The organism is Sphingomonas sp. BK481, from assembly GCF_014194875.1.
GTDB lineage: Bacteria > Pseudomonadota > Alphaproteobacteria > Sphingomonadales > Sphingomonadaceae > Sphingomonas > Sphingomonas aerolata.
In genome coordinates, this window is record NZ_JACIAP010000021.1 from 20,408 (window position 1) to 40,809 (window position 20,402).

Consider the following 20,402-nt stretch of genomic DNA (forward strand, 5'->3'; position numbering starts at 1 on the left):
CCTTGCGGGTGAACGTACCGTGAACAACGTGGACCTTGCAAGTACAATATCGTATAGAGTTCCCCATGTGGTTGGTCCCGCGAGATACCCGTGGACTGCAGCAACGCACGCCCGTTCCGGACGTCGTGCGCGAGGCCCTTGTTCGCTGGTACACCGGCGAGGGCGAGGACAGCGACCATCGTGCGTCGGTCATCATGGTTGTGAAGGCCCGGGACCATCACCAATGGATCGCCTGCAGCTGCCTCGGCGATACTGAACCGCCGCCCTTGCTGTCGCCCGCCTACCTGTCGGAGGCGGAGACCTACTATCTGCGCCGCTTGACCAGCGTCCGCCAGCGCCGTCCAGAACACGACCTCGACTGCCCGTTTTACCGGGAACAGGCACCGCCTCGCATCCGCAAAAAGGCCACGGCGACCCCGCGCACGATCAACGAGCCCGACGGCATGTTCTCCGCCCACCGGCTGGCGCCCGAGAAGCTCGCACAACTGCCCGAGGAAACCGAGCCTGACGATCGGACCCGCGGTGTCGCCATTCCGCGTCTGGCGCGCCTGCTGTGGCTCTTGATGGAGATGGCTCACGTCAATACCGTCGAGCCACTCGAAGCCGGCGAGCCGCGTACCACGTCCATGGCGAGCGAGTTCGCCGCAATGCGTCGCGCAGCCGAGCGCGTCGAAATAGCGCCGGGTGTCCCGCTTGCCCGGCACTTCTACACGCACATCGACCCCTATGATCGGGGGATCGTCTTCGCCAAGCTGAGAGATGCGGCCAAGAAATGGCCCAGCGGCCACGCGCCGCAGGCGTTCCTGCTCCTCTACGCCGTCGATATATCGGGAACGACGATCACGCTCGCCGAAGGCCGCGAACTCGAGGTCAAGAACCGAATCCGCCATATTGGGATCCACCAGCGCCAGATCGGCGCCCCGTACCTCGTTCTGGCCGTGGTCGGCGAGCACAACCCGCGCGAGGGCTACGCCGCGCTGCGCGCCTACGCCCAGCCGATCGCACGCCCCTCAAACTTCGTCGCCATCCACAACGCCGCCGAGCGCCAGACGATCGTCGGCCTGCTCGACCTGCAATACCGGCTGCGACGCCGTGGCATCGGGGTCGGCTTCAAGCGGCTCCTCTTCGACGTCGCCACGCCTGCCGGCGACATGCGCCCGGACATGCTTCTCGATTTGCGCGATTTCACGACCGGCGAGGTGATGGAGGCCGCCCTGGAGATCGTCACAGCGAGTGATGCCGACAGCCTTGGGCTCAAACTCCGCCAAGTCGAGAAGCTGCGGAGCATCGCCCCCGTCGTGACTATCCATGGCGAGGACCTCGAGGCCGACGGCTTGGAGGCGGCGATCATGGATCAGCTTCGCATCGGATAGCATCCTCCGCCTTGCTGGGACTCGCGTCGAAGCAGCAGAAGCCATGTTCCCGGATAAGCGCGCGAGCCTCGGCCTCGTCTGCATGATCCAGCGTCACCGGCCGGATCCTCACCCACGGCCCGTGTTCGTCCGGCAGCCCTTCGCCATCACGGTCGACGCTGAGCGCCATGATGGCAGACGAACCGGCGAACAGCCAGACGTCCATCGGATGCTCGGTCTTGTCGTTCATGGACCCGCACAACGCGCCCGCGGCCCGAGATTTTCCTGAAGCTGGAAGGAGAGGAGGAGGGATTCGTCGTTCCTTGAAGGAGACGACAGATGACCCGCTTCGCCGCCACTGCTGCGCCCCTCGACACCAAATGGGGGGCGCCCGTCACGACCAACCAGGTCCTGCCTGGGGTCTGGCACGTCACAACAGCCGATCATGGCGGCTACGTCCCTCTCGGACGAGCGCCAGGCGGCAGTCCCCGAGGCGCTCCGCCGAGACGACCCTTTCTACGAAGAGGATGTCGACTGGGCGCTCGTCCTCCTCGCATTCGCGGCCGAGTTCCGCCGCCTGCCGACTGCCGGCATTGAACTGCAGGTCGAGAACGCACGGCGATCGGTCCGGGCCTGGCATCCCGACCGCTACGCCGCCTTCACGGGTGAGGAGGTTCCGCAGACGGAAAGCCACGTTCTGCGCCGCCGCGCCGCCTATCAGGCCGTGATCGGAGAATACGCCTCGACCAGCGCTTCCGGGGATTGGGCCGACTGGGTGCCCACGGGCATGGTGGGTGTCGTCTTCCGGCGAGTAGCGAGCGTCGATGCCCTCGGCTTCGCCCGCTATGCCGGCAACCCGATCTACGGGCTCGTGACCAAGGATCGGTACGCCGACCGGTCAGACGTCGAGACGTTTGACAGCCTTGGTGCGACGCAGGTCGAAAGCACCGCCCCGATCACCAAGGAAGTCGCGGTCCTCTGACCGACAGCCGCTCGCGGTGCAAATGCACTGCGCCTTGCGCTCGCGCGCGTCCCCTCTGCGGAGTTCATGCCATGAGCCTCTATCTCTACCTCTTCCACGGCCGCGCCACGCCCGATCAGGACATGAGCGATTGGGGCGCTGCCGGTCCGACGATCGGCCCGCTTAGCTACGTCCACACGACCTATGGCAGCGAGGTGAAGATCCGCGGCTCGAAAGCGGTGCTGGAAAAGTTCTTCCCCCAGGCGGAAATCCATTTCCACGACGGGGTCGGCGAACATGCCATCCAACTCGCCGGCGATTGCTTGCCGCATGACGGCAAGTTCTATGGCGACTGGAGCGTCTGCACCGCCGATGCCATGGAACCCGTGAACCGGAACCCTGTCACGCCGATCTGTGACGTTTGCGGGAGCGCGGACCTGGTCAAGAACGCGGCCGCGGTCTGGGATCGCGACCGGCAGGAATGGTCGCTGCTGTCGACCTACGACTCCACCACCTGTCAGCGCTGCGAACGCGAGGGCGATGCAATCGAACGATGGGTTCCCAACGCGGATGCGCCCCCGGCCGACGACCAGCAACCTGAACTCGATCTGGAACTGCCCGTCACGACCAAGGCCGAAGGGGAGGGGGAGCGGGAAGGCGGGCGTGGATGATCACGCCAGCTTCAGGAGCCTGCCATGATCCCCGCCATGATCGCGACGGCCGTCGCGCCCGAGACCATCACCAAGGTCACTCGGCTGTTCAACAACACCGCCTATGACGTCGTCTGCGAGCTGTTCCAGAACGCACGCAGGGCCGGCGCGACCCTGGTCGCCGTGACCGTCATCACGGCAAGCGACGCCACCTACCTGCAAGTTGTCGACGACGGCCATGGAATCGCAGATCCCGCGTCGATCGTCACCCTCGGCCGATCCGGATGGTCGGATGACACGCGCCGCGCCGAGGACCCGGCCGGAATGGGCGTCTTCAGCCTCGCCGGCAGAGACGTGATCATCCGCTCTTATTCCCAGCCCGACCGCCAAGGCTGGATGGCCCACATCCCGGCGATGGCCTGGGAGACGAGCCGGCCGATCGCGATCTCCTCCGACCCGATCCCTTACGGGACATCGATCACCGTCCGCATGCCCGAGGCATGGGTGAAGACGATCGAGAGCGACGTCGCCAAGGCGTCCCGCCATTTTCCCGTCGCCGTGACCCTGAACGATACCGCTCAGGAACAGAACGACTGGCTGGCCGATGCCGTCCACGTCGAAACCTGGAACGGCACCCGCATCGGGATCTTCAACGTCGCCACCAACCACCACTCGGTGACGGACCCGAACCTCAACTTCCATGGGGTGACCATACCCTGCAGGCTGCCGCACCTGCACGAAGTCGACCGGGGCGGCCGCTGGATCGCCCGCGTCGACATCGTCAACGCTCCCGGCATCCAGCTGGTGCTCCCCGCTCGCAAGGAAGTCGTCGAGAACGACGGGATCGCAGCGCTCCGACTTGCGGTGCATTGCGCTTTGTACCGCGCGATTGCGGCCAGAGGATGCCACCGCCTGGCATTCGACCAATGGTGTGAGGCCCGCGACCTCGGGATCGTGCTCCCGGAGGCGGAGCCGTACCTGTTCGCCTGGGTAGCACCGGCTGCGGACACCTCGCGCAATTACGAGACCGGCGAACGGAAGGCCGGAGCGTCGATGGTGCTGATGCCCGACTTCGACGCGCTGATCGCCCAGCCCGCCGAACGCGCGATCACCGCCCACAACCCGTTCGGGGGCCCGCTGGTCGAGGCTAAGGACGCCTTCGCCGGCTATGGCTGGTACGACACCCTGGCGCGCATCGAGACGCTGGCCTTCGACATCGTACAGGGTGAACACCGCTTCACCGTATCCGACACGATCGAGCCGCCGTGCGAGGCCGAAAACGGCTGGGCGGACTCGATCACCCTCAACGCCACCCTCTCGCACGCTGGCGCGTCAGTCGAGGTCGCGTGCGATGCCGACGTCGCGTTCGGGACCAGCTCGGAGTTCTACTACCCCGCCCTGGACACCGCGGTGTTCGTCCGCCGCGGCTGCGACGTTTCGGCGCTCGACGTCGCCGACCTGCTGGAAAGCGCCGCTTTCTCGGCGAACGAGGACAGCGACGCCGACAGCTACGACACCCAGCAGGAACGCTTCCAGCGCGACGCCGCGCAGCGCATGGTTCGGCTGCTTGAGGGTCAGGATGCCGCGCTCGAACGACGCCTCCGCGACCTCCTCTCGGGCTATTCGCTCCTGGTTCCGGACGATCGCGCCGTCACGATAACCGTCACCAGCGGCGAATTGACTATCGCGATCACGCCCATCCTGGCAGACGCATTGTGATCCCGCCGCCGCCCGTCGTGCTCGCCTACGGGATCGGGGTCGATAGCACCGCACTGCTGATCGAGAAGCACGCCCGGGGCGAAGCGCCGGACCTGTGCCTGAGCGCGGACACCGGCGTCGAGAAGCCGGCGACCTACGCCTATCTCGACGTGATCCGGCCGTGGATGCGCGACCGCGGCATCCCGTTCGAGCTCGTGTCCTACACCCCGAAGCGGTTCAAGCACTGGCCCCCGTATTACGGGATCCTCGAGATGTGCCTGACCAACGCGACGCTCCCGAGCAAGTCACTGGGCGGGTCGAGCTGCAGCCTCAAATACAAGAAGGCGCCGCAGGACGCCTATCTCGCCAAGTGGAAACCGGCGATCGAGGCATGGGAGCGCGGACAGCGCGTTGTGCGGCTGATCGGTTATGATGCCGGCCCGCGCGACACCAAGAGGGCGAACCACGCGCTCTCGATCACCGACCCTCTCTACGACTGCCAGTCGCCGCTGCGCGAATGGCAGTGGGACCGGAACGACTGCATCCGCCGGATCGAGGCCGAGGGCCTTCCCGTGCCGCCCAAAAGCGCGTGCTGGATCTGTATCGCGAACAGTCCGCAGGAGATCCGCGAACTCCCGGCGTGGTGCCTTCGCCTGATCGTTCTGGTCGAAGCGCGGGCAGCACCGCGCCTTCACACCGTTGAGGGCCTCTGGCGGCGCGGTACGCGCGCGCGCCCTGGGTCGATGACACAGTTCATCCGACAGGAGCGCCTGCTGCCGGCCGATGAGATCGACCGCATCATGCGCGACGCGCCGACCGAACTGATCCGGTTCCAGGACGTCGCCGGCGCCATCCCGATCGGCGAGCGGCCGACGCTCGCCAGCTGGCTGGATCGCTTCCACGCTGCCTTCCCCGATCGAGGCCGCAGCGCGCCGGACGCGCTGGCCGCCTGACCATCAACATCCAAGGCGAAAGGACATCGCCATGATCGACACCCGCACGGAAACCCGCAGCGAAATCATCGGCCGCCTGAACGACCGATGCCGGCAGGGCCTCGACCGAACCGCACGCGTCACCGTGACGCGAGCCTGCCTCGCGTCGCTCTCGACCGACAGCCTCGCCTCCCAGGCTGTCGCGCAAGCCCGCCTCCTGCAGGAGCTGCGCCGGCACAAGTTCGCCGAGGGCGACGTGCTGCGCGAGCGCGGCGAGTTCACGATCGACGACACGCGCGTCTATTTCACGATCGACTATTACGACCAGTCTCTCGAATGGGGCTCGGAAGACCCGGCCGACGCCAGCATTACCCGCCGGGTGCTCACCATGATGTTGCGGGAAGACTTGTGATGGGCACGGTCGCCAACCGCTGCGCGCCCATCGTGCCGCCGGGCATCGAGATCATCGTCGGACTGCCGCATCTCGCGAGAGGGGCGCTCCTCGCCCGAGCCATCGCATTGCAAGCCCCGGTCCTGATATCGGCCAACTGCCTGTCCAGGTGGCGCAAGGCCGATGGCTGGCGCGACTGGACGGGCTGGCGGACAGGCACGCTCGCGAGCGCGGCCGACTTGGCCAGCATCGATCTCGATTCGGCCGGTTACACCATGACGGTCGCGTACAACGGCATGCCCTGGTCGATCGACGACTACATGGCGCTGGCCGCCTCTTACCCCTTCAGGCGCGTGGCCAGCGCCGATTACTGCTGCGAAGTCCAGGTCGCCCATGATCGAGAGGAGGTCCGGGACCGGATCTCCAGGACGATCGCCACCAACCGGGAATGCCACGCCCGAGCCCTCGACCTTGGCATCCGAGAGCGTTTCATGCCGGTCCTGCAGGGCCGCACCCCGGATGACTACCTGCGGTGCCTCGACAAGCTCGACGGTCTGATCCTCCCCGGCACCGTGGTCGGCATCGGCAGCATGTGCCGCCGTCCGATCCACGGACCGGAGGGCCTGATCGCGGTTGTCGAGCGGCTCAGCCGCGACTTCCCCATCGGCGCCAGAATGCACGCCTTCGGCGTGAAGGGCGACGCCCTCCCGTACCTCGCCCCCTTCGCGCACTGGGTCGCCTCCATCGATTCCCAAGCTTACGGGATCGCAGCACGCCACGACGCCCATCGGCGTGGCGTCCGAAAGACAGACTTCCTCGTCGCCGACCATCTGGAGCGCTGGTATCGCCAGCAATGCGCCCGCACGGCCTCTCCCTCGCGGCTCCTGCCCGAGGCCGATGAGGCGGTTCCGCCATCGCCGGGCCCGGTCGACCCATGGGAAGATGCGATCACGCTCGCCCGCCAGCAGATTCGCGACCTGATCGAGAGCGGCGACCTCGACCACGACGAAATCACCGCCGGATGGGTCGAGGCATGGGCGGCCGATCTCTTCAACGAGCGCCGCGAAGCGGCCTGAGAGGGAAGGGGGATCGAGGAGGTGAGCGGCGCGGGCGACCTGCGCCCAGACAACCATCCGGAGGCCCCATGCTTCAGTCTACCATCACCCGAGTTTACCGCCACGGGCACCTCTTTGCGGGCATCGGTGCCGGCGCGAAGGGCTTCAACCAGGCCCGCCCGCGCGTGGGCAACATGGTCGCGCGCTGGGGGTGCGCCGGGGGAATCGACGTCGATCCCGGCGCCATCCGCAACTTCGAGCGGCTCACCGGCGTGCCCGGCACGGTCATGGACCTCTTCAGCCGCGACCAGTATCGCGCCTTCCACGGACGCGAACCCGACTGGGACTGGCGCGAGGCCGTCCCCGCAGACATCCGCGCCGCCCTAGGCGCGCTCACCTGCATGCTGCTCAGCCCGCCCTGCAAGGGCTTCAGCGGTCTCCTGTCACAGGCCAAGAGCCTGACGGACAAGTACCAGGCGCTGAACGCACTAACGCTTCGCGGCATCTGGCTCACCCTCGAGGCCTACAAGGACGATCCGATCCGGATCATTCTCATCGAGAACGTCCCCCGGATCCAGACCCGAGGCCGCTGGCTTCTCGACCAGATCATCGCGCTGCTGCGTGCCTATGGCTACTCGGTCAACGAGGATCGCCATGATTGCGGCGAGCTCGGCCACCTTGCGCAGAGCCGCAAGCGCTTCATCCTCATCGCGCGCCACGCCGAACGCGTGCCTCCCTTCATCTACCAGCCGCGTAAATACCCGCTGCGGGGCGTGGGCGAGGTCATCGGCCAAATGCCGCTGCCCGGAGATCCGCTTGCAGGGCCGATGCACCGGGTGCCGTCGCTCCAGTGGCAGACCTGGGTGAGGCTCGCGTTTGTCGAGGCCGGATCGGACTGGCGATCGCTCAACAAGCTCGCGGTCGAGAACGGCGTGCTGCGCGATTACGGGATACGACCCGAGGCGCCGTTGCGCGACAACGCCTACGGCGTCTGCCGCTGGGAAGACCGCAGCCCGCTGGTCACGAGCGCACGCGCACCGGGCCAAGGTCGCTTCTCCGTTGCCGATCCCCGTGCCTTCTGCTCGCGCGACGGGAGCGGCTATCTCGGGGTGCGCCACTGGATCGACCATGTCGGCGTAGTCAGCAGCCGTGGGGGCCCGACCAACGGTAGCTTCTCGGTCGCCGACCCGCGGCCGGGATACCGCGAAGGCACGCACACCAACCTCCTGTCGGTCGCATCTTACGATGCCGCCGCCCGGGTCGTAAGCGGTGCCGCACACGTCGCTGGCGGAGCGCTCAGCGTGGCCGACCCGTGCGACCGAGCACAAGGCCGAGGCAGCGCCACGGCAGGCGCCCACAGTCTCACCTTCACGGTTGCCGACCCGACGCCCGGCTACGGCCCGGCCACGCACCGCCACGTGCTAGGTGTCGTCAGCTGGGCTGCCGCCACCGGCGTCGTCACCGGCTCCCCGAAGCCCACCACAGGCGCGCACTCGGTCGCGGATCCACGCGTCAACGGTCACCCCGCCAGCGTGCAGCTCGGCGTCCGAACATGGGACCGACCAACCGGCGTCGTCACCGCCAACATGTGGGTCGGATCGGGTCCGAATGCCGTCTCCGATCCGCGCGCGCACCGCTCCCCCACAGCCGCGGCCTTCCGCATCGTTGCTATCGCCGAACAGGCCGGCGCCGTCGCCGACCCGCGGGCACGAGAAGGACGCCACCCCAACGGCAAGTACAGGGTCTGCCGCTACGATAGCCCGACAAACGCCGTGATCGGGGCGTCGACCACCGGCATGGGCGCCTTCGTCGTCGCCGACCCGGTCTACTGCGCAGGCGAGATGGGCCAGTACGCGAACAAGATGCGAGTGGTGCCGGCGACAGCCGCTGCGCCGACCGTCACCGGCTCCGACCGCGTCGGCTCGGGAGCGCTGTCGGTTGCGGACCCGAGGCCGCGGGGGCTGACGCGCGGCGACCGGCAGAACTACCTCTCGCAGAGCCACTACGGCATCGTGGGCTGGACCCAGCACACCAAGGCGATCCCCGGCCACGTCAAGGACAACAACGGCAGCTGGTCGATCGCCGACCCTCGCGAAGCCGATGAACCGACCGAGGGCAACCCCACGGCGCTCCCCGCCAAAGACGATCGCCTGGTCGCGCGCATCGTCGCGCTCGACGGTACATGGCACCGCCCGTTCACCTCGGCCGAACTCCTCGTCATCCAGGGGATTCTCGATCCCACCGAATATGTCGACCTGATCGGCACGTCCGACGCCGAAAAGCGCGAATGGGTCGGAAACGCCATCCCGCCGCCCGCGTCCTGCAGCATTGCCACGACCGTCGGCGAAACGCTGCTCCTTGCGGATTCCGGTGAGCGGTTCACGCTTTCGCCTCGCGAGATCTGGGTGAAGCCCGGCGCGCTGGCCCTCACTATCGACAACCGCCAGGCGGCGTTCGATCTCGACGGGATCGACACATGGTTCATGTGATCGATCGCTCGGCACGCGCCGACGTCCGCAATCCGATCCTCAGCCTGCCGGCGATCGCCGCGCTTCGCGATCTCGAACCGGCCGCCCAGGAGGCGCTCCGCCTCGTGCTGCTCGACCTGCAGCTGGACGCGCGTCAACGTGCCGAGAAAAGCTGGCGGACGCACAAGCCGCCACTCGCAGCCTATTGGTCGGCCGTCGGAGTCTATGCAGGCCACATCGCCCGGTGTCTCAACCGTCCCCGCCCACGAACGAGGCCGCAGACGCGACGGTGCGACCCGTCATGCTGACCGACCGAACCCAGCGCTGGCGGGACCGGCGCAGCCTGTTCGTCTCCGACCACCACTATCTTCCGCGCTACCCCGCGGCACAGGTCGCGGTAGGGCTGTTCGGCCCAGGCGCAGCCGGAAGGCCTGCTCTAGCTGGCCTCATCGTCTTCGGGGTGCCGGCGACAGGAGCCGTGATCACCCGCCACACCGGGTTCACCGATCCTGCCCAAGGCTGCGTCCTGCAGCGGCTGTTATGCCTGCCCAGCGTCGCGGCGAACGGCGAAAGTTTCTTCGCCTCACGAGCCTTCCGTCTCCTGCGCTTCATGCGACCCCGGATCGAAGCCGTCGTCAGCTTTTCGGACCCAGCCTTCGGCCATTGTGGCGGCGTCTATGCCGCCCTGTCAGGCGCCTATCGCGGGCGAACGAGGCCGCGGCAGGTGCTCCGCATTGCCGGGGAGACCATCTCGGACCGGACGCTGTCCAAGATCCGCAACCTGGAAAGCGGCCATGCCGGCGCGATCGATCAGCTTGTGCGCCTCGGAGCGCCGCGCCCGAGGCCGATGGAGCATCCCCGCGCTTGGCTCGATCGATGCCGCGAGGCTCATATCCTGACCAGCGCCCGGCAAAGCCCGCTCTTTACCTACTGTTTCGAACTCACCCGCAATGCACGCCGCACGGGCGGGGCATTGCCCAGAATGGCCTATCCGGTTCGCTCCGACGTCCTGCGCGAGCAACTGGAAGCGTGTGCCGCGCCACTTTCCGACGGGAGCGTCCCGCTCGATTGCTCGCATCTAATCCTCGACATCGCCGGTCACTCATGACGACCATTCCCGAAACCGCTGACCTACGCTAACCAGCAGGCCAAGGGAGGCTTATCCATGTTGAACCGCTATAGCATCGCTGCCGTATCGTTGGCGATCGTCGCAACCGCTCCGGTGCAGGCGGGATTGTTCGGCCTGGGTAAGTTCAAAGTCGATCAGAGCGACGATCGGTTTTCGGCCAATGGGCTGACGATCTACAGCGGCCTGAATAACCGCATCAGCAAAAAGAGCCTCGCGGGCGGCACGCACATCGACGGATCGGGCGTGTTCGTCGAGCCGGTCGCGATCAAGAAGAAGGACGACGGGTCGATCGTCGCGCTCAGCTTCTTCATCCACAACGATGTTTCGGACGGCACCGGGCCCGGCGCTGCGCTGACGCTGGGCGAGCCCACGCGCATCAACTTCATCACCGGAGAAGGTGCGCCCATCAACCTGACGATCGAGCGCGGCAAGCGTCAGTGGAGCGACATCACGGCCTATAACTCGGTCACGCGAACAGCCAGCACGGCGATCACCGAGACCGGCTTCGCGGACGTGACGCCCGAGCAATACCAGCGGATCATGAACGCGCCTCAACTGCTCGCAAAGATCGAGGGCGAGAAGCGCAGCATGACTTACGAGGTAAAGGACATCAGCAAGTCCTTTCAGATGAATTTGAAGACGTTCTGGAACGACTACGCGGCCAAACGCGCGTAAAATACGTGCGCCGACTTTAAGATGCCATTTCCGCGACCCTCGCAGCCCCCTTGTCGGACAGCGAGAACACGTCTCTCTCCGGATCGTAACGGAGGAACCCGAGTGAAGCGAGACGCGAGACGGCACCGAGGTCCAGTGCTGTAGGACGACAAGGATCAAACGAGCGATCGTCGCCGTTCACCCGGGCGGCGATCGTCTTCAGCCAGGTGCCATCGCGCTCGGTTTCAGACTTCGCGCGTTGCACCGGGCTGAGAATGCGTGACGCAACGTCCGCGCGATAGCCACCCGGACCCGCCCCGCCCGTTGGGCCTACCGGGTCGGCGTTCTCGGCAGCGGCCGGACCGGTCCGGTCAAGATCGACCTCAAACTTGTGACGGCATTTGGAGCAATACCACTGGCGATCATATCGCGCCTGCCCGACAGCGCGTTGCTCCTTCTGTGAAACGCCTACGGCGAACGCGGCGATGCCAGCGACGACGAACGCGATCGGAACCGCCATCACGAACGAGCCGATGCTATCAGCGGTGAAGAAGCCGATTAGAAGTGCAGCAGCGAAAACACCGACGAAGGTGAATGCCTCCAGCTCGAAACCCGTGGGCGCGTTGCGCGCAGCGGCGCCGCTGATCCGTTCGCTACTGCTACGTCCGCTCCATACACCGGGGCCACCCCGCGAGTACCAGACACCGCCGCTCCGCCCCTGTGATCGGGAGATGCCCTGCTCGTAGATAGCCGAGCTCTTTTTGACGCTGCCCGATCCGCACTGTGGACACCTGACCATGTGTTACCGCACTCCAGCTTTGGATCGACACGAACCGGCAATTTGACGGAGCCGATCGTCAACAGGTTCATCGTACCTGATGCACTCCAGCGTGATGCCCGCAAGTTTGCAGATGCGACGCTTCCGCTCGTCTCGCTCTACGGTCGCCGCGAACCCCGCCTCACCGCCGAATATGTCGATCGGATAATAGTGTTGTTCTCCCTGATACTCGATCGCGATACCGTGTTCCGGCAGAAAGATGTCCAGGTGCTGGGGCGAAAGCCAGCTTGGTCGCGCGTGACGCTCGATCAGGGCGTCGGGCAACAGCAGCTTGAGCGTGAGATACGCAGCCTCCTCCGCTTTCCAGCGGACTTCGTTGAAATCGCGCGCCCAAGCGGCCTCCAGCACATCGATCACCTCGTCACACAGCGCACCGTATGCCGGAAGACGCCGCGGATCGGAGCGGGTGTTGGGATCAGTGGTCGCGCAAACCTTCGTCCAATGCTTGGTCAGGCATCCTTCCGAGGCCCAGCGCGCTACTACAGCTTCCGCCCACGTTGGTTGACTCCGGATTTGCTCCATGTTCCGCGCCTTGGCGTCGAGCTTCTCGAAATCGAGTTCGAACGGCGATGCCGAATGTTGGATCGCACAGGAAAGCAAAACGGCAGGGCTGGGTTCGTTTTGTCCGCTGATAAGGTCGCTGAGCAGTTCGCGGATGCAGGCGCGCGTCAGCCAGGCATGGGACACATAGAAGTCGATATTGGTAGGACGCGGATCGATCCACGCATCGAGGTCGCACCTGAGGCGAAACAGCAAGGTCTGGAACAGATCATAGCTGCCGAGGTATGTCAGCCAGTAAATCGCACGATCCAGCTCGCTTGCGACGCCGGATTTTTGCCATGAGCGGATATCGGCGAGGGCTTTCCGGTAGCCGGCATCAACGTCATTCAGAAACGCGACGATCTTATTTGACAGCGGCGTGGCCCCTTCCCGCAGAACGTCCCCCGACGTGCTAGGCTTGACCTTCAGGAGCCCAGGATTTGCGAGTTTCGTCACATCGCGCTCGAATGCGCCGCTGGCGGCGTTCGCAAATATGACCTTCAGCTCAGACTCGGTCATTGCGAACAGACGAGGCATGTCCGCTAGGATCGATGCGTCTCCCAGTTTCCACGAAGCATGAGCGCACAACTTTACGAGTGGCCCCTTCGCTCTATTGCCGCCGCCAAATATCACGTCACTTTTTCCGAGGGGATCAGGTTGCCCCTGTCGCACCAGGTCGAGCGTGGTCCGCCAATCTCCGCGACGCACGGCAAGAGCAATGAGCCTGTCGAGGTCGGGACCGGCGCGAAAGGCGGCATATTCCTTGCCCGCTACCTTGTTCTCGCCACGTTCGTAGCTGCTCCTCGCAGCATCGACATCCCCCAAGGCAAGTTGTGCATCTCCGATTTTACGCCAGTGCGAGAAGGTCTCGAATATCGGGATCGCTTCGCGGTAGCAGCCTGCGGCCATCAGCAGATCGACCCGCTCGCGGGACCGAATGGTTTCCCAACTCGATGTGCGATGGAGGACGGCGATCTTCTCCGCTGGCGATAGCCAGCCGTTCGTTCGAGCTAGAGATGACGCGAGATCGCCCCGGAGAGTATCGATGCTGCGAGCGAGGGACTTCACCTCGCGGTCCGCGCGTTCCGTTTCAACGATGCCTTTCAACGCCTCCTGCAACTCGTCAGGTGTCATCATCCTGCGTTTCATCTACCCCCCTGCTACCGACATCCCAACAGCTCGGCACAAATATAACCCGCCGTAGTGTTGCACATCTCGATACCTGCGGCCTCATAGCGGGCAAATAGCTCATATCGACCAGCTCGTCCGCCCCGGAGCACCGCGCCCGAGGCCGATGGAGCATCCCCGCGCTTGGCTAGATCGATGCCGCGAGGCGCATATCCTGACCAGCGCCCGCCAGAGCCCGCTCTTCACCTACTGTTTCGAGCTCACCCGGAATGCACGCCGCACTGGCGGAGCGCTGCCCAGACTGGCCTATCCGATCCGCTCCGACGTCCTGCGGGAGCAGCTAGGAGCCTGACCCGTCGTGCCGACGGGTAGGAGAGGGGGAGGGCAGCTCGTGTCCATTGGAGGAGACGAGCCATGCGTATCGAACAGGCCATTGCCATCGCCAAGCACGACGAACACCGGTTGGTCCGCTTCATCGAGCGGCGCAACCGGTTCCTTGACGCACTGGACTGGGACGCACTGCCCGAGCAGACCGCACGCGAGGCCTCGATGCTGGACGATCTCCTAGACGCCGACCTCGCGGAGTCTGCATCCTACATCACGTGGCTGGAGGGATGCGTCGCGATGGGCGTCGAGGACATCGTGGGTGTGGTCCGGTTCGAGCCCGGGCCTCGGCCGTGGCAATTGGCCTGGGTAACCCTCTGACCGTATCAACGAACTGGACGACGCAGTTATCGCCCGAGCGGGAGTGACTTTCATGAGCAGACACGTCTTCACCGGCCTTCAAGGCGAGAACACCGTCGCCATCGGATGGGATCGACCCCTGGACACCTTCTTCGTCCAGGTCATGCGACCCGACCCGGAGATGGACGGCGAGGACGAGATCCTCTTCTGGAGGGGCACCGATCTCCGCGAGCTCCCGACCGCGGCCGACGCGATCGCGGCCGCCCGCCCTTGGGCGAGCCTGCCGGCAGACCTGGGAGCGACCCTCGAGACCGATCGCATGAAGACACTCGGCAGATCCGACGGCCAGCACCAGGCCGAGGTCAAGCGCCGGCTGTTCCCCAAGGGGTAGAACGAGGCCGACGCACCGCAGACGCACCACCTGGACGGGGAGCGGGCGAAGGAGAGGGGGAAGGGATCGAGCGGTCCAAGCGGGACCGCTGGAGATCCCCATGCCCTACTTCGTCGACATTGGCGGCACACCCGCCAACGAACCGTGCGCGCAGCTCGGCCAGACGCCGAACTTCGAGACCCTCAACAAGCTCGAAGTGCTCGCGTACAAATACGCGATAATCGCCCGCTACGGCGCTCCGCCTCCTGGGTGCCGGCTGACCGGCCTGTCGAACAATCATGACTTCGGCCGCTATGTCTCGCTGGTCCTCCACGTCGAGAACGAGCTGGATGAAGCCGTCCGCGAATATGCGGTAGCCGTCGAAGAAGCGCTGGGAACCTGGCTCGAAGCCGGGTTTTGCGCGCCCGTCGACTATGACGACGCCAGCCCCACCATGGTCCGGAGCGACCCTGTCGAGATCCTGATCAGCGCCTTTCACGTTACCCGGCCGGGGCCTGACGGACGGTTCCCGATCCCCGATTTCGAGACGCTGCACAGCAATCTCGCCGCTGCCTTCCCCGACGAGGCGGCGATCGCAGCTGCGCGACTGACCGAGGCCGCGAACGCCTGACGGCAACCCCCGACATCATCGGAGAGCACCATGTCCAACAGCTTCACCAAGGCGGCATTCGCCCTGCTCATGTCCCGCGAGGACGCCGCGCTTCTGCGCGAGGCGGAAAAGGCCGTCGACCTCCTCGACACCAACGTAGAGGACGCCGACCTCGCGGCCGCGTATGAAACGCTCGACGAACGGTTCCGCGCCGTCTTCCCGCCGAAGGGCGATAGCCGGTTCGAAAGCTTCCTCGAGCTTTTTGACGATCGCAACTTCCCGTATCTCGACGCCCATATCGACATCGAGGACGCCGAGATCGCTGACCATGTCCGCGTAACCTTCAGCGGCGATCAATTCGGCATCGATCAAGTCGCCAACCTCATTTTCCGGGCCTGCAAGTCTGCGCTGCCCTGCGGGTTTTCCTGGTCCTACGACTGCGACCGGCTTCGGGTGGGCGAGTTCGGGGGCGGCTGCGTCATCATCACCGCGGCCGGCATCCAGTGGCACAGCACCCAGTCGATCCTTGAACACGCCTTCAAGCGGATCGAGGCCGGTCCACACGAGGGCGTGGACGGCTTCGTCCTGGCGACACGAGACCGGGAGCACGGACTATCCTTCTGGAACAACACCGATGGGTTCGGCTCACTCGCGACCGCGACCGTGTTCTCGGAAGCCGACGCCGCAACGCTCGACAAGCCGATCGCCAACGACGAGCCCGAATGGCTCGCCGTGCCGGCGCCGCTCAGCCTTTAATCCGGTAATGGCGCCCGGGCCGCGAGAAGCGGGCGCTCCGCCACCATCCGCGAGGCCGCCCATGTCTCAGGACTTCGACCCGACCGACCCCAGCACCTGGCGAGGCAGGGGCAGATCCGCCGAACACGCCGAAGCGATCGCCGCCGCATGGCGGAGCTTCCCCGACCTGCCCGCAGACGCACCGCTCGCAGAGCGCATGAACCGAGGCCGCGAACGCATCGCCGCGATGCGCCCGATCAACGACGCGATCCGGGACGCTGCCGAAAGAGAGCGCCAAGCGACCAACTTCGCCTTCACCGAAGATCAGGTCCGCCACGGCAAGGGCAACGACCGCGACATCGCGGTCCTGCGCGGCCGCAGCCAATACGGCTACAGCTGGGACGTCGCCAACCGGTACGCCGATGGCTGGTATGCCGCCCACGTCGGTTGGTTCCATCACTATCCCGACGGCATCCCCTCGACCGAGCCGATCGCCGTCCGACGCAGAGCATATGATCAGGGCTTCACCGATGGTGGGGGTGACCGGACGGACCTGTTCGACGCCGCGCGTCGCACCAACCTCGCCTTGCTTCGAGAGAGCAACTTCCCGCCCGCGGCCCCGTCGATATCACCCCAGGGTCGCCCATTGCCGAGCACATGGCCGAAGCCGAGCGACGAACCACGCCCAACACGCTGGTCGCGCCGCCTCGTGATCCTCGACGAGGCCGACACGATCGGCGAAGCCGGTGCAACCCGGAACTTCCTGGACATGATCCATGGCCGGCCGGGCGCCGAGACGGCGACCATCATTATCCTCGCCAATGGCGGCTTCATACTCGCCGACACCGAACGCCGATCGGACCTGCACGAGCCAGAGGCTGCCCTCGACGTCGTGCGAGCCAGACGACAACTCCGCGAAGCTCTTGCTGGCCGCGAGTTCGACGACATCTTGATAGCGCTTCAGCAGGGCTCCCTCGACCTTCTCGACCAGGTGGCCGACGCCCTCCCGCTCTGCCGAACCATGGAGAGGACCCGCAACACGCGGCTCCAGCAGCGCGCACACCTGCGGACATGGCTCGATCGAGGCCACGGAGCCGATGCGAACATGGCAGCAGGACATATCCGTTGGAGCAAGGTCATCCAAGGGCTGCGAGGAAGTCTCGGCGAGTTCAGCGCGCGGCACGTCGGACCGGCCCCGGGCGGGGGTCACCTGATCCGGGTCGAAACCGCTGCCGGTCTTCTCGCGACGGGATACGCCAGCGCCGACGGCTCGCCTCTCTGCCCGGAGATCGTCGTCTCGAGCAAGGCTCGCCTACGCTCGACTATTGCAACGACCCTTCGGACTTTCGGGGCTGCCACGGCATTGATGGGCACGCTCGATCTGCAGGCCGCATAGCGGCTTCGTACCACTCGCAATGCACTTGCAGTGCAATGCGCGGTACAGTGCACGATACGTCCAGGGCCGAAGGAGAGGGGGAGCGGGAAAGGCGATACCGGCTGCTCTGGCCGGAGGAATTGAGGAGCCTCCCATGCGAACGATCCTGGCCTTCTACGACACCGACCGGGAATATGGCGGCCCCGAGGAGGGCGGCTGGTGGTACGATACCGGCACGTTCGTGCGCGTGATCGGGCTCTACTTCGACGAGGCCGATGCAATCCGTGCGCAGCAGCGCGCCAATCGCCTTCTCGAGCGCCTGCAGCGCCACCGCACGCCGGTTTCGTCGGTGACCTACACGGGCGGTCGCCACCGCGCGCTGGCCTTCACCGGCCTGCCGCCGGCGAGCTTTCCGGAGGTCCGGCCGACCTACTCGTGACGCGCTGGCGTCGCCCACATCTGAACCGAAAGGAACGGTCATGCACCGCGTCCACCACTTCCGCACGAGCCTGCTCGCCTACAACGCCTGCTTCGACGACCCGCATGTTCGCGAAGGCGACATCCTCGTGGTCGCCCCGGAACGCGTCGTAGGCATCGCCTCCGACGACCCGATCGCCATCACAACCGCGCACGGCGAACTGAAGCCGATCCCCGCGCTGACGCGCGAGGGGTTGCTTGCGGAGCTCGCACATGACGCCGCCCAGATAAGCCACGCCGTGAAGGAAGCTCTTCGCTTCCAATTCGACGTGGCGCCCCATTTCCTGAACTTCGCCGGTCCGACCCACACGCTGTTCGCTTCGGAGACGACTGTCGTCCTGACCTTCGACGATCTCCTCGTGACGTCCGATGCCATCGATCACCGGATCACGGCGCTGCAACAGCGTCTCGACACGGCCGAACCTGGAAGCTCCATGGCCTTGTTCACCCAGCACGCGATCGTGCGCCTGCGCGCCGCCCGCGAGAAGCTGGCCAGCTACGCGCTCGGCCGGGGCTGATAACCGGTTACGGCTGGAAGGGACCCATGCCCTACAACCCCATCGTCGCGAACATTTCGGAAGCCGAGTTCGGCGAGCTCATGGCCATCGTTCGCTCCGCCCCCGAGGCGGCACGCCCGCTCACCGAAGACGATCACTGGCGCCGCGACTACCAGCGCGAACAGGCGTCCATCCGTATCACGGGATTCCAGGCGGACCTCTTCGGCGCGCCGACCGTAACGCACTACCACCGACATGCGCCAGGACCGAAGGTGGACCGCGAACCCGAGCCGATCGCCGTAAAGCTGGAACGCATCAAAGGCGACCCGCACGCCACCTTCGGCCCTCCTCGCGCCGACCGCCCAGCCTTCCTGTCCCACGAAGAGCGCGGCGCGATCATACGCGCCGCCGCGAACTGGCTCCGGGTACGACAGCGCGTCCGCATTGTGGATGCGCCCGGCGCCGTCGACCCTCAGTTCGGCCCGGAGCGATTCCTTGGGCGGACCGGCGTCGTCTGGCGCCTCTGCAGCAGCAGCTTCGCGGACCGATGTTACGTCTTCCTCGACCCCGTTGGAGGCGAGCGCACCCAGAAGATCGAGATGGTCGAGCTACGCGACATCGAACCGATCGCCTGACGGCGCTCACCTCCCGGTGCCATGTCTCGATCTTTGAACACCACCCTGCGACGCCGCGTGATCATCCGCGTGCCGCTTTGCCCCAACCCCACCGCGATGCGGCCAAGACGACGGAGCGCTTTCAGCCATGTCAGACGACATCCACGCCGCCGAGCCCACCGCAGCACTGCTACTGGCCAACGCTCGCGGCTTCCTACGGGCACCATTTCATAGCTCCGATCGGGACGTTTCTGATGAACAGCTCCATATGGTCGCGATATCCGTCGAGTTGGCGCTAAAAGCGGCGCTGATCGCCGCTGGCGTTAGCGACCGCTGGAATCGCGACTACATCGGTCACGATCTGGCAAAGGCCGCAGATCATGCAGCCGATTACGGCTTTGCCGTGCGAGAACGGGTGCGTGCTCTGATCGGCATCGTCCACCCCCACTTCATGAATGGCGGGTTCCATCACTGCCGTCGACACGATTGCCCAAAACTCGCCCGCTATGCGCGCACCATAGCGGCCGGGCTGATTGACGACGTAGACCGAGCAATCGGCAACGGTCTGACCCGCCCTAATCGCCCATCGCCGCGCGAAGAGCGCGCCGATGATGGGCGCTGACGCGCCCTGCTCGGCCCTGAAAGGGGCCGAGGAGAGGAGTGGGATGGAGAAAGGTGTCCAGGACAAGGGGTCCAGAGACGCACAGGAGACGTCGTCATGAACATCGGTTCGATCAAGCAGAACGCGGCTGGCATCTACATGGGCCGGGTTTCCACCCTGGCGGTTGCGATGACCATCGCGCTGAAGCCTGCAACAGCCTGGGCGATATCTTGGAACATACCTAACGATGCTACGGCCGGCAGACAGCCGGTGTCCCGGCGCATCCTCTCCCCAACGACAGCCCTGCTGAGCTTGTCGGCCAACCGTAGCGCCTCAGAGTAGCGGGAGCCGAACGCCTTCAGTAGCTAATTTCATCTGAGACTTGGGGAATGCTCAAATCGCTTGCACGATTGTATCGCGGTGCGATATATTGGCAACAGGTCGCAACGAGGGTGAGCGCCAAACGAAAACCTCTACGGTAACTCTTGGGCGCCGGCCCAGCTTCGACAGGCGCCGCGCACGTATTTCGCGTCGAGGAGACTCCCTGCGATCGTGTCCCACCGCGTGGTGTAGCTTCAGCGGCGTAGCCGCCTTGATCTCCGGGCATAGCCGGGTCGATCACGCCGCCATGGACGACAACGTG

24 protein-coding genes and 1 pseudogene are annotated in these 20,402 nt (G+C 65.5%); 22 read left to right on the top strand and 3 right to left on the bottom strand.

The genetic code is table 11. The features are described 5' to 3' along the window. The first annotated feature begins 65 nt into the window (after window positions 1-65). Complete coding sequence (locus tag FHY04_RS21075) at window positions 66-1,373, top strand: hypothetical protein (protein WP_159513398.1); 1,308 nt, start codon at window positions 66-68, stop codon at window positions 1,371-1,373. Here FHY04_RS21075 and FHY04_RS21080 read toward each other — a convergent pair. Then, complete coding sequence (locus FHY04_RS21080) at window positions 1,348-1,602, bottom strand: hypothetical protein (protein ID WP_183937788.1); 255 nt, start codon at window positions 1,600-1,602, stop codon at window positions 1,348-1,350. The two genes, FHY04_RS21075 and FHY04_RS21080, sit on opposite strands and share 26 nt — an antisense overlap. Before the next feature lie 89 nt (window positions 1,603-1,691). Between FHY04_RS21080 and FHY04_RS23125 the strand changes: the two are divergent. From FHY04_RS23125 to FHY04_RS21130, 11 genes and pseudogenes are all read left to right on the top strand, one after another. Further along, window positions 1,692-1,766: pseudogene (locus FHY04_RS23125) on the top strand (hypothetical protein); the annotation flags it as partial. A gap of 31 nt (window positions 1,767-1,797) precedes the next feature. After that, on the top strand, window positions 1,798-2,334 hold the full coding sequence (locus tag FHY04_RS21085; protein ID WP_159513396.1) for a DUF7007 domain-containing protein: 537 nt from the start codon (window positions 1,798-1,800) through the stop codon (window positions 2,332-2,334). 71 nt (window positions 2,335-2,405) lie between these two features. After that, window positions 2,406-2,984: a hypothetical protein gene (locus FHY04_RS21090; RefSeq protein WP_236559425.1), complete on the top strand. Its 579-nt coding sequence runs from the start codon at window positions 2,406-2,408 to the stop codon at window positions 2,982-2,984. Between the two features lie 24 nt (window positions 2,985-3,008). Further along, the gene (locus FHY04_RS21095) at window positions 3,009-4,682 is read left to right on the top strand and encodes an ATP-binding protein (protein WP_159513395.1); all 1,674 of its coding nucleotides are present in this window, start codon (window positions 3,009-3,011) and stop codon (window positions 4,680-4,682) included. Next, complete coding sequence (locus FHY04_RS21100; protein WP_183937790.1) at window positions 4,679-5,614, top strand: hypothetical protein; 936 nt, start codon at window positions 4,679-4,681, stop codon at window positions 5,612-5,614. Before FHY04_RS21095 ends, FHY04_RS21100 begins: the two co-directional genes overlap by 4 nt. 31 nt (window positions 5,615-5,645) lie before the next feature. Next, complete coding sequence (locus FHY04_RS21105) at window positions 5,646-6,005, top strand: DUF3768 domain-containing protein (protein WP_159513394.1); 360 nt, start codon at window positions 5,646-5,648, stop codon at window positions 6,003-6,005. Further along, window positions 6,005-7,060 (top strand): hypothetical protein, encoded by a 1,056-nt coding sequence (locus FHY04_RS21110; protein ID WP_159513393.1) that lies wholly within the window; start codon window positions 6,005-6,007, stop codon window positions 7,058-7,060. Before FHY04_RS21105 ends, FHY04_RS21110 begins: the two co-directional genes overlap by 1 nt. A gap of 68 nt (window positions 7,061-7,128) precedes the next feature. After that, the gene (locus FHY04_RS21115; RefSeq protein ID WP_159513392.1) at window positions 7,129-9,528 is read left to right on the top strand and encodes a DNA cytosine methyltransferase; all 2,400 of its coding nucleotides are present in this window, start codon (window positions 7,129-7,131) and stop codon (window positions 9,526-9,528) included. Continuing rightward, a complete protein-coding gene (locus tag FHY04_RS21120; protein WP_159513391.1) occupies window positions 9,516-9,815 on the top strand; it encodes a hypothetical protein in 300 nt (99 codons plus the stop codon). Before FHY04_RS21115 ends, FHY04_RS21120 begins: the two co-directional genes overlap by 13 nt. Next, on the top strand, window positions 9,809-10,615 hold the full coding sequence (locus FHY04_RS21125) for a hypothetical protein (RefSeq protein ID WP_236559424.1): 807 nt from the start codon (window positions 9,809-9,811) through the stop codon (window positions 10,613-10,615). Before FHY04_RS21120 ends, FHY04_RS21125 begins: the two co-directional genes overlap by 7 nt. Before the next feature lie 57 nt (window positions 10,616-10,672). Next, window positions 10,673-11,311 carry a hypothetical protein gene (locus FHY04_RS21130; protein WP_159513390.1) on the top strand — a complete coding sequence of 213 codons (639 nt, stop codon included), beginning with the start codon at window positions 10,673-10,675 and terminating at the stop codon, window positions 11,309-11,311. 16 nt (window positions 11,312-11,327) lie between these two features. Here the strand turns inward: FHY04_RS21130 and FHY04_RS21135 are convergent, their stop codons facing one another. Further along, window positions 11,328-12,089: a hypothetical protein gene (locus FHY04_RS21135; RefSeq protein WP_159513389.1), complete on the bottom strand. Its 762-nt coding sequence runs from the start codon at window positions 12,087-12,089 to the stop codon at window positions 11,328-11,330. Window positions 12,090-12,092: 3 nt separating this feature from the next. Then, a complete protein-coding gene (locus FHY04_RS21140; RefSeq protein ID WP_159513388.1) occupies window positions 12,093-13,817 on the bottom strand; it encodes a hypothetical protein in 1,725 nt (574 codons plus the stop codon). 393 nt (window positions 13,818-14,210) lie between these two features. On the opposite strand from FHY04_RS21140, the gene FHY04_RS21145 reads away from it, so the two are divergent. From FHY04_RS21145 to FHY04_RS22835, 10 genes are all read left to right on the top strand, one after another. Then, complete coding sequence (locus FHY04_RS21145; RefSeq protein WP_159513387.1) at window positions 14,211-14,501, top strand: hypothetical protein; 291 nt, start codon at window positions 14,211-14,213, stop codon at window positions 14,499-14,501. A gap of 52 nt (window positions 14,502-14,553) precedes the next feature. Continuing rightward, window positions 14,554-14,871, top strand: coding sequence for a hypothetical protein (locus FHY04_RS21150; RefSeq protein WP_159513386.1), 318 nt, complete (start codon window positions 14,554-14,556; stop codon window positions 14,869-14,871). Between the two features lie 100 nt (window positions 14,872-14,971). Next, the gene (locus tag FHY04_RS21155; protein WP_159513385.1) at window positions 14,972-15,481 is read left to right on the top strand and encodes a hypothetical protein; all 510 of its coding nucleotides are present in this window, start codon (window positions 14,972-14,974) and stop codon (window positions 15,479-15,481) included. A 30-nt stretch (window positions 15,482-15,511) separates the two neighbouring features. Next, window positions 15,512-16,216: a hypothetical protein gene (locus FHY04_RS21160; protein ID WP_159513384.1), complete on the top strand. Its 705-nt coding sequence runs from the start codon at window positions 15,512-15,514 to the stop codon at window positions 16,214-16,216. A 61-nt stretch (window positions 16,217-16,277) separates the two neighbouring features. Beyond that, on the top strand, window positions 16,278-17,591 hold the full coding sequence (locus FHY04_RS21165) for a hypothetical protein (RefSeq protein WP_159513402.1): 1,314 nt from the start codon (window positions 16,278-16,280) through the stop codon (window positions 17,589-17,591). Window positions 17,592-17,724: 133 nt separating this feature from the next. Beyond that, complete coding sequence (locus FHY04_RS21170; protein WP_183937793.1) at window positions 17,725-18,009, top strand: hypothetical protein; 285 nt, start codon at window positions 17,725-17,727, stop codon at window positions 18,007-18,009. 40 nt (window positions 18,010-18,049) lie between these two features. Further along, window positions 18,050-18,565, top strand: coding sequence for a hypothetical protein (locus tag FHY04_RS21175; protein ID WP_159513382.1), 516 nt, complete (start codon window positions 18,050-18,052; stop codon window positions 18,563-18,565). A gap of 26 nt (window positions 18,566-18,591) precedes the next feature. Beyond that, window positions 18,592-19,179, top strand: coding sequence for a hypothetical protein (locus tag FHY04_RS21180; protein WP_159513381.1), 588 nt, complete (start codon window positions 18,592-18,594; stop codon window positions 19,177-19,179). A gap of 127 nt (window positions 19,180-19,306) precedes the next feature. Next, window positions 19,307-19,780, top strand: a complete 474-nt coding sequence (locus FHY04_RS21185; RefSeq protein ID WP_159513380.1) for a hypothetical protein — start codon at window positions 19,307-19,309, stop codon at window positions 19,778-19,780. A gap of 96 nt (window positions 19,781-19,876) precedes the next feature. Then, window positions 19,877-20,101, top strand: coding sequence for a hypothetical protein (locus tag FHY04_RS22835; RefSeq protein ID WP_260171711.1), 225 nt, complete (start codon window positions 19,877-19,879; stop codon window positions 20,099-20,101). Window positions 20,102-20,402 lie beyond the last annotated feature (301 nt).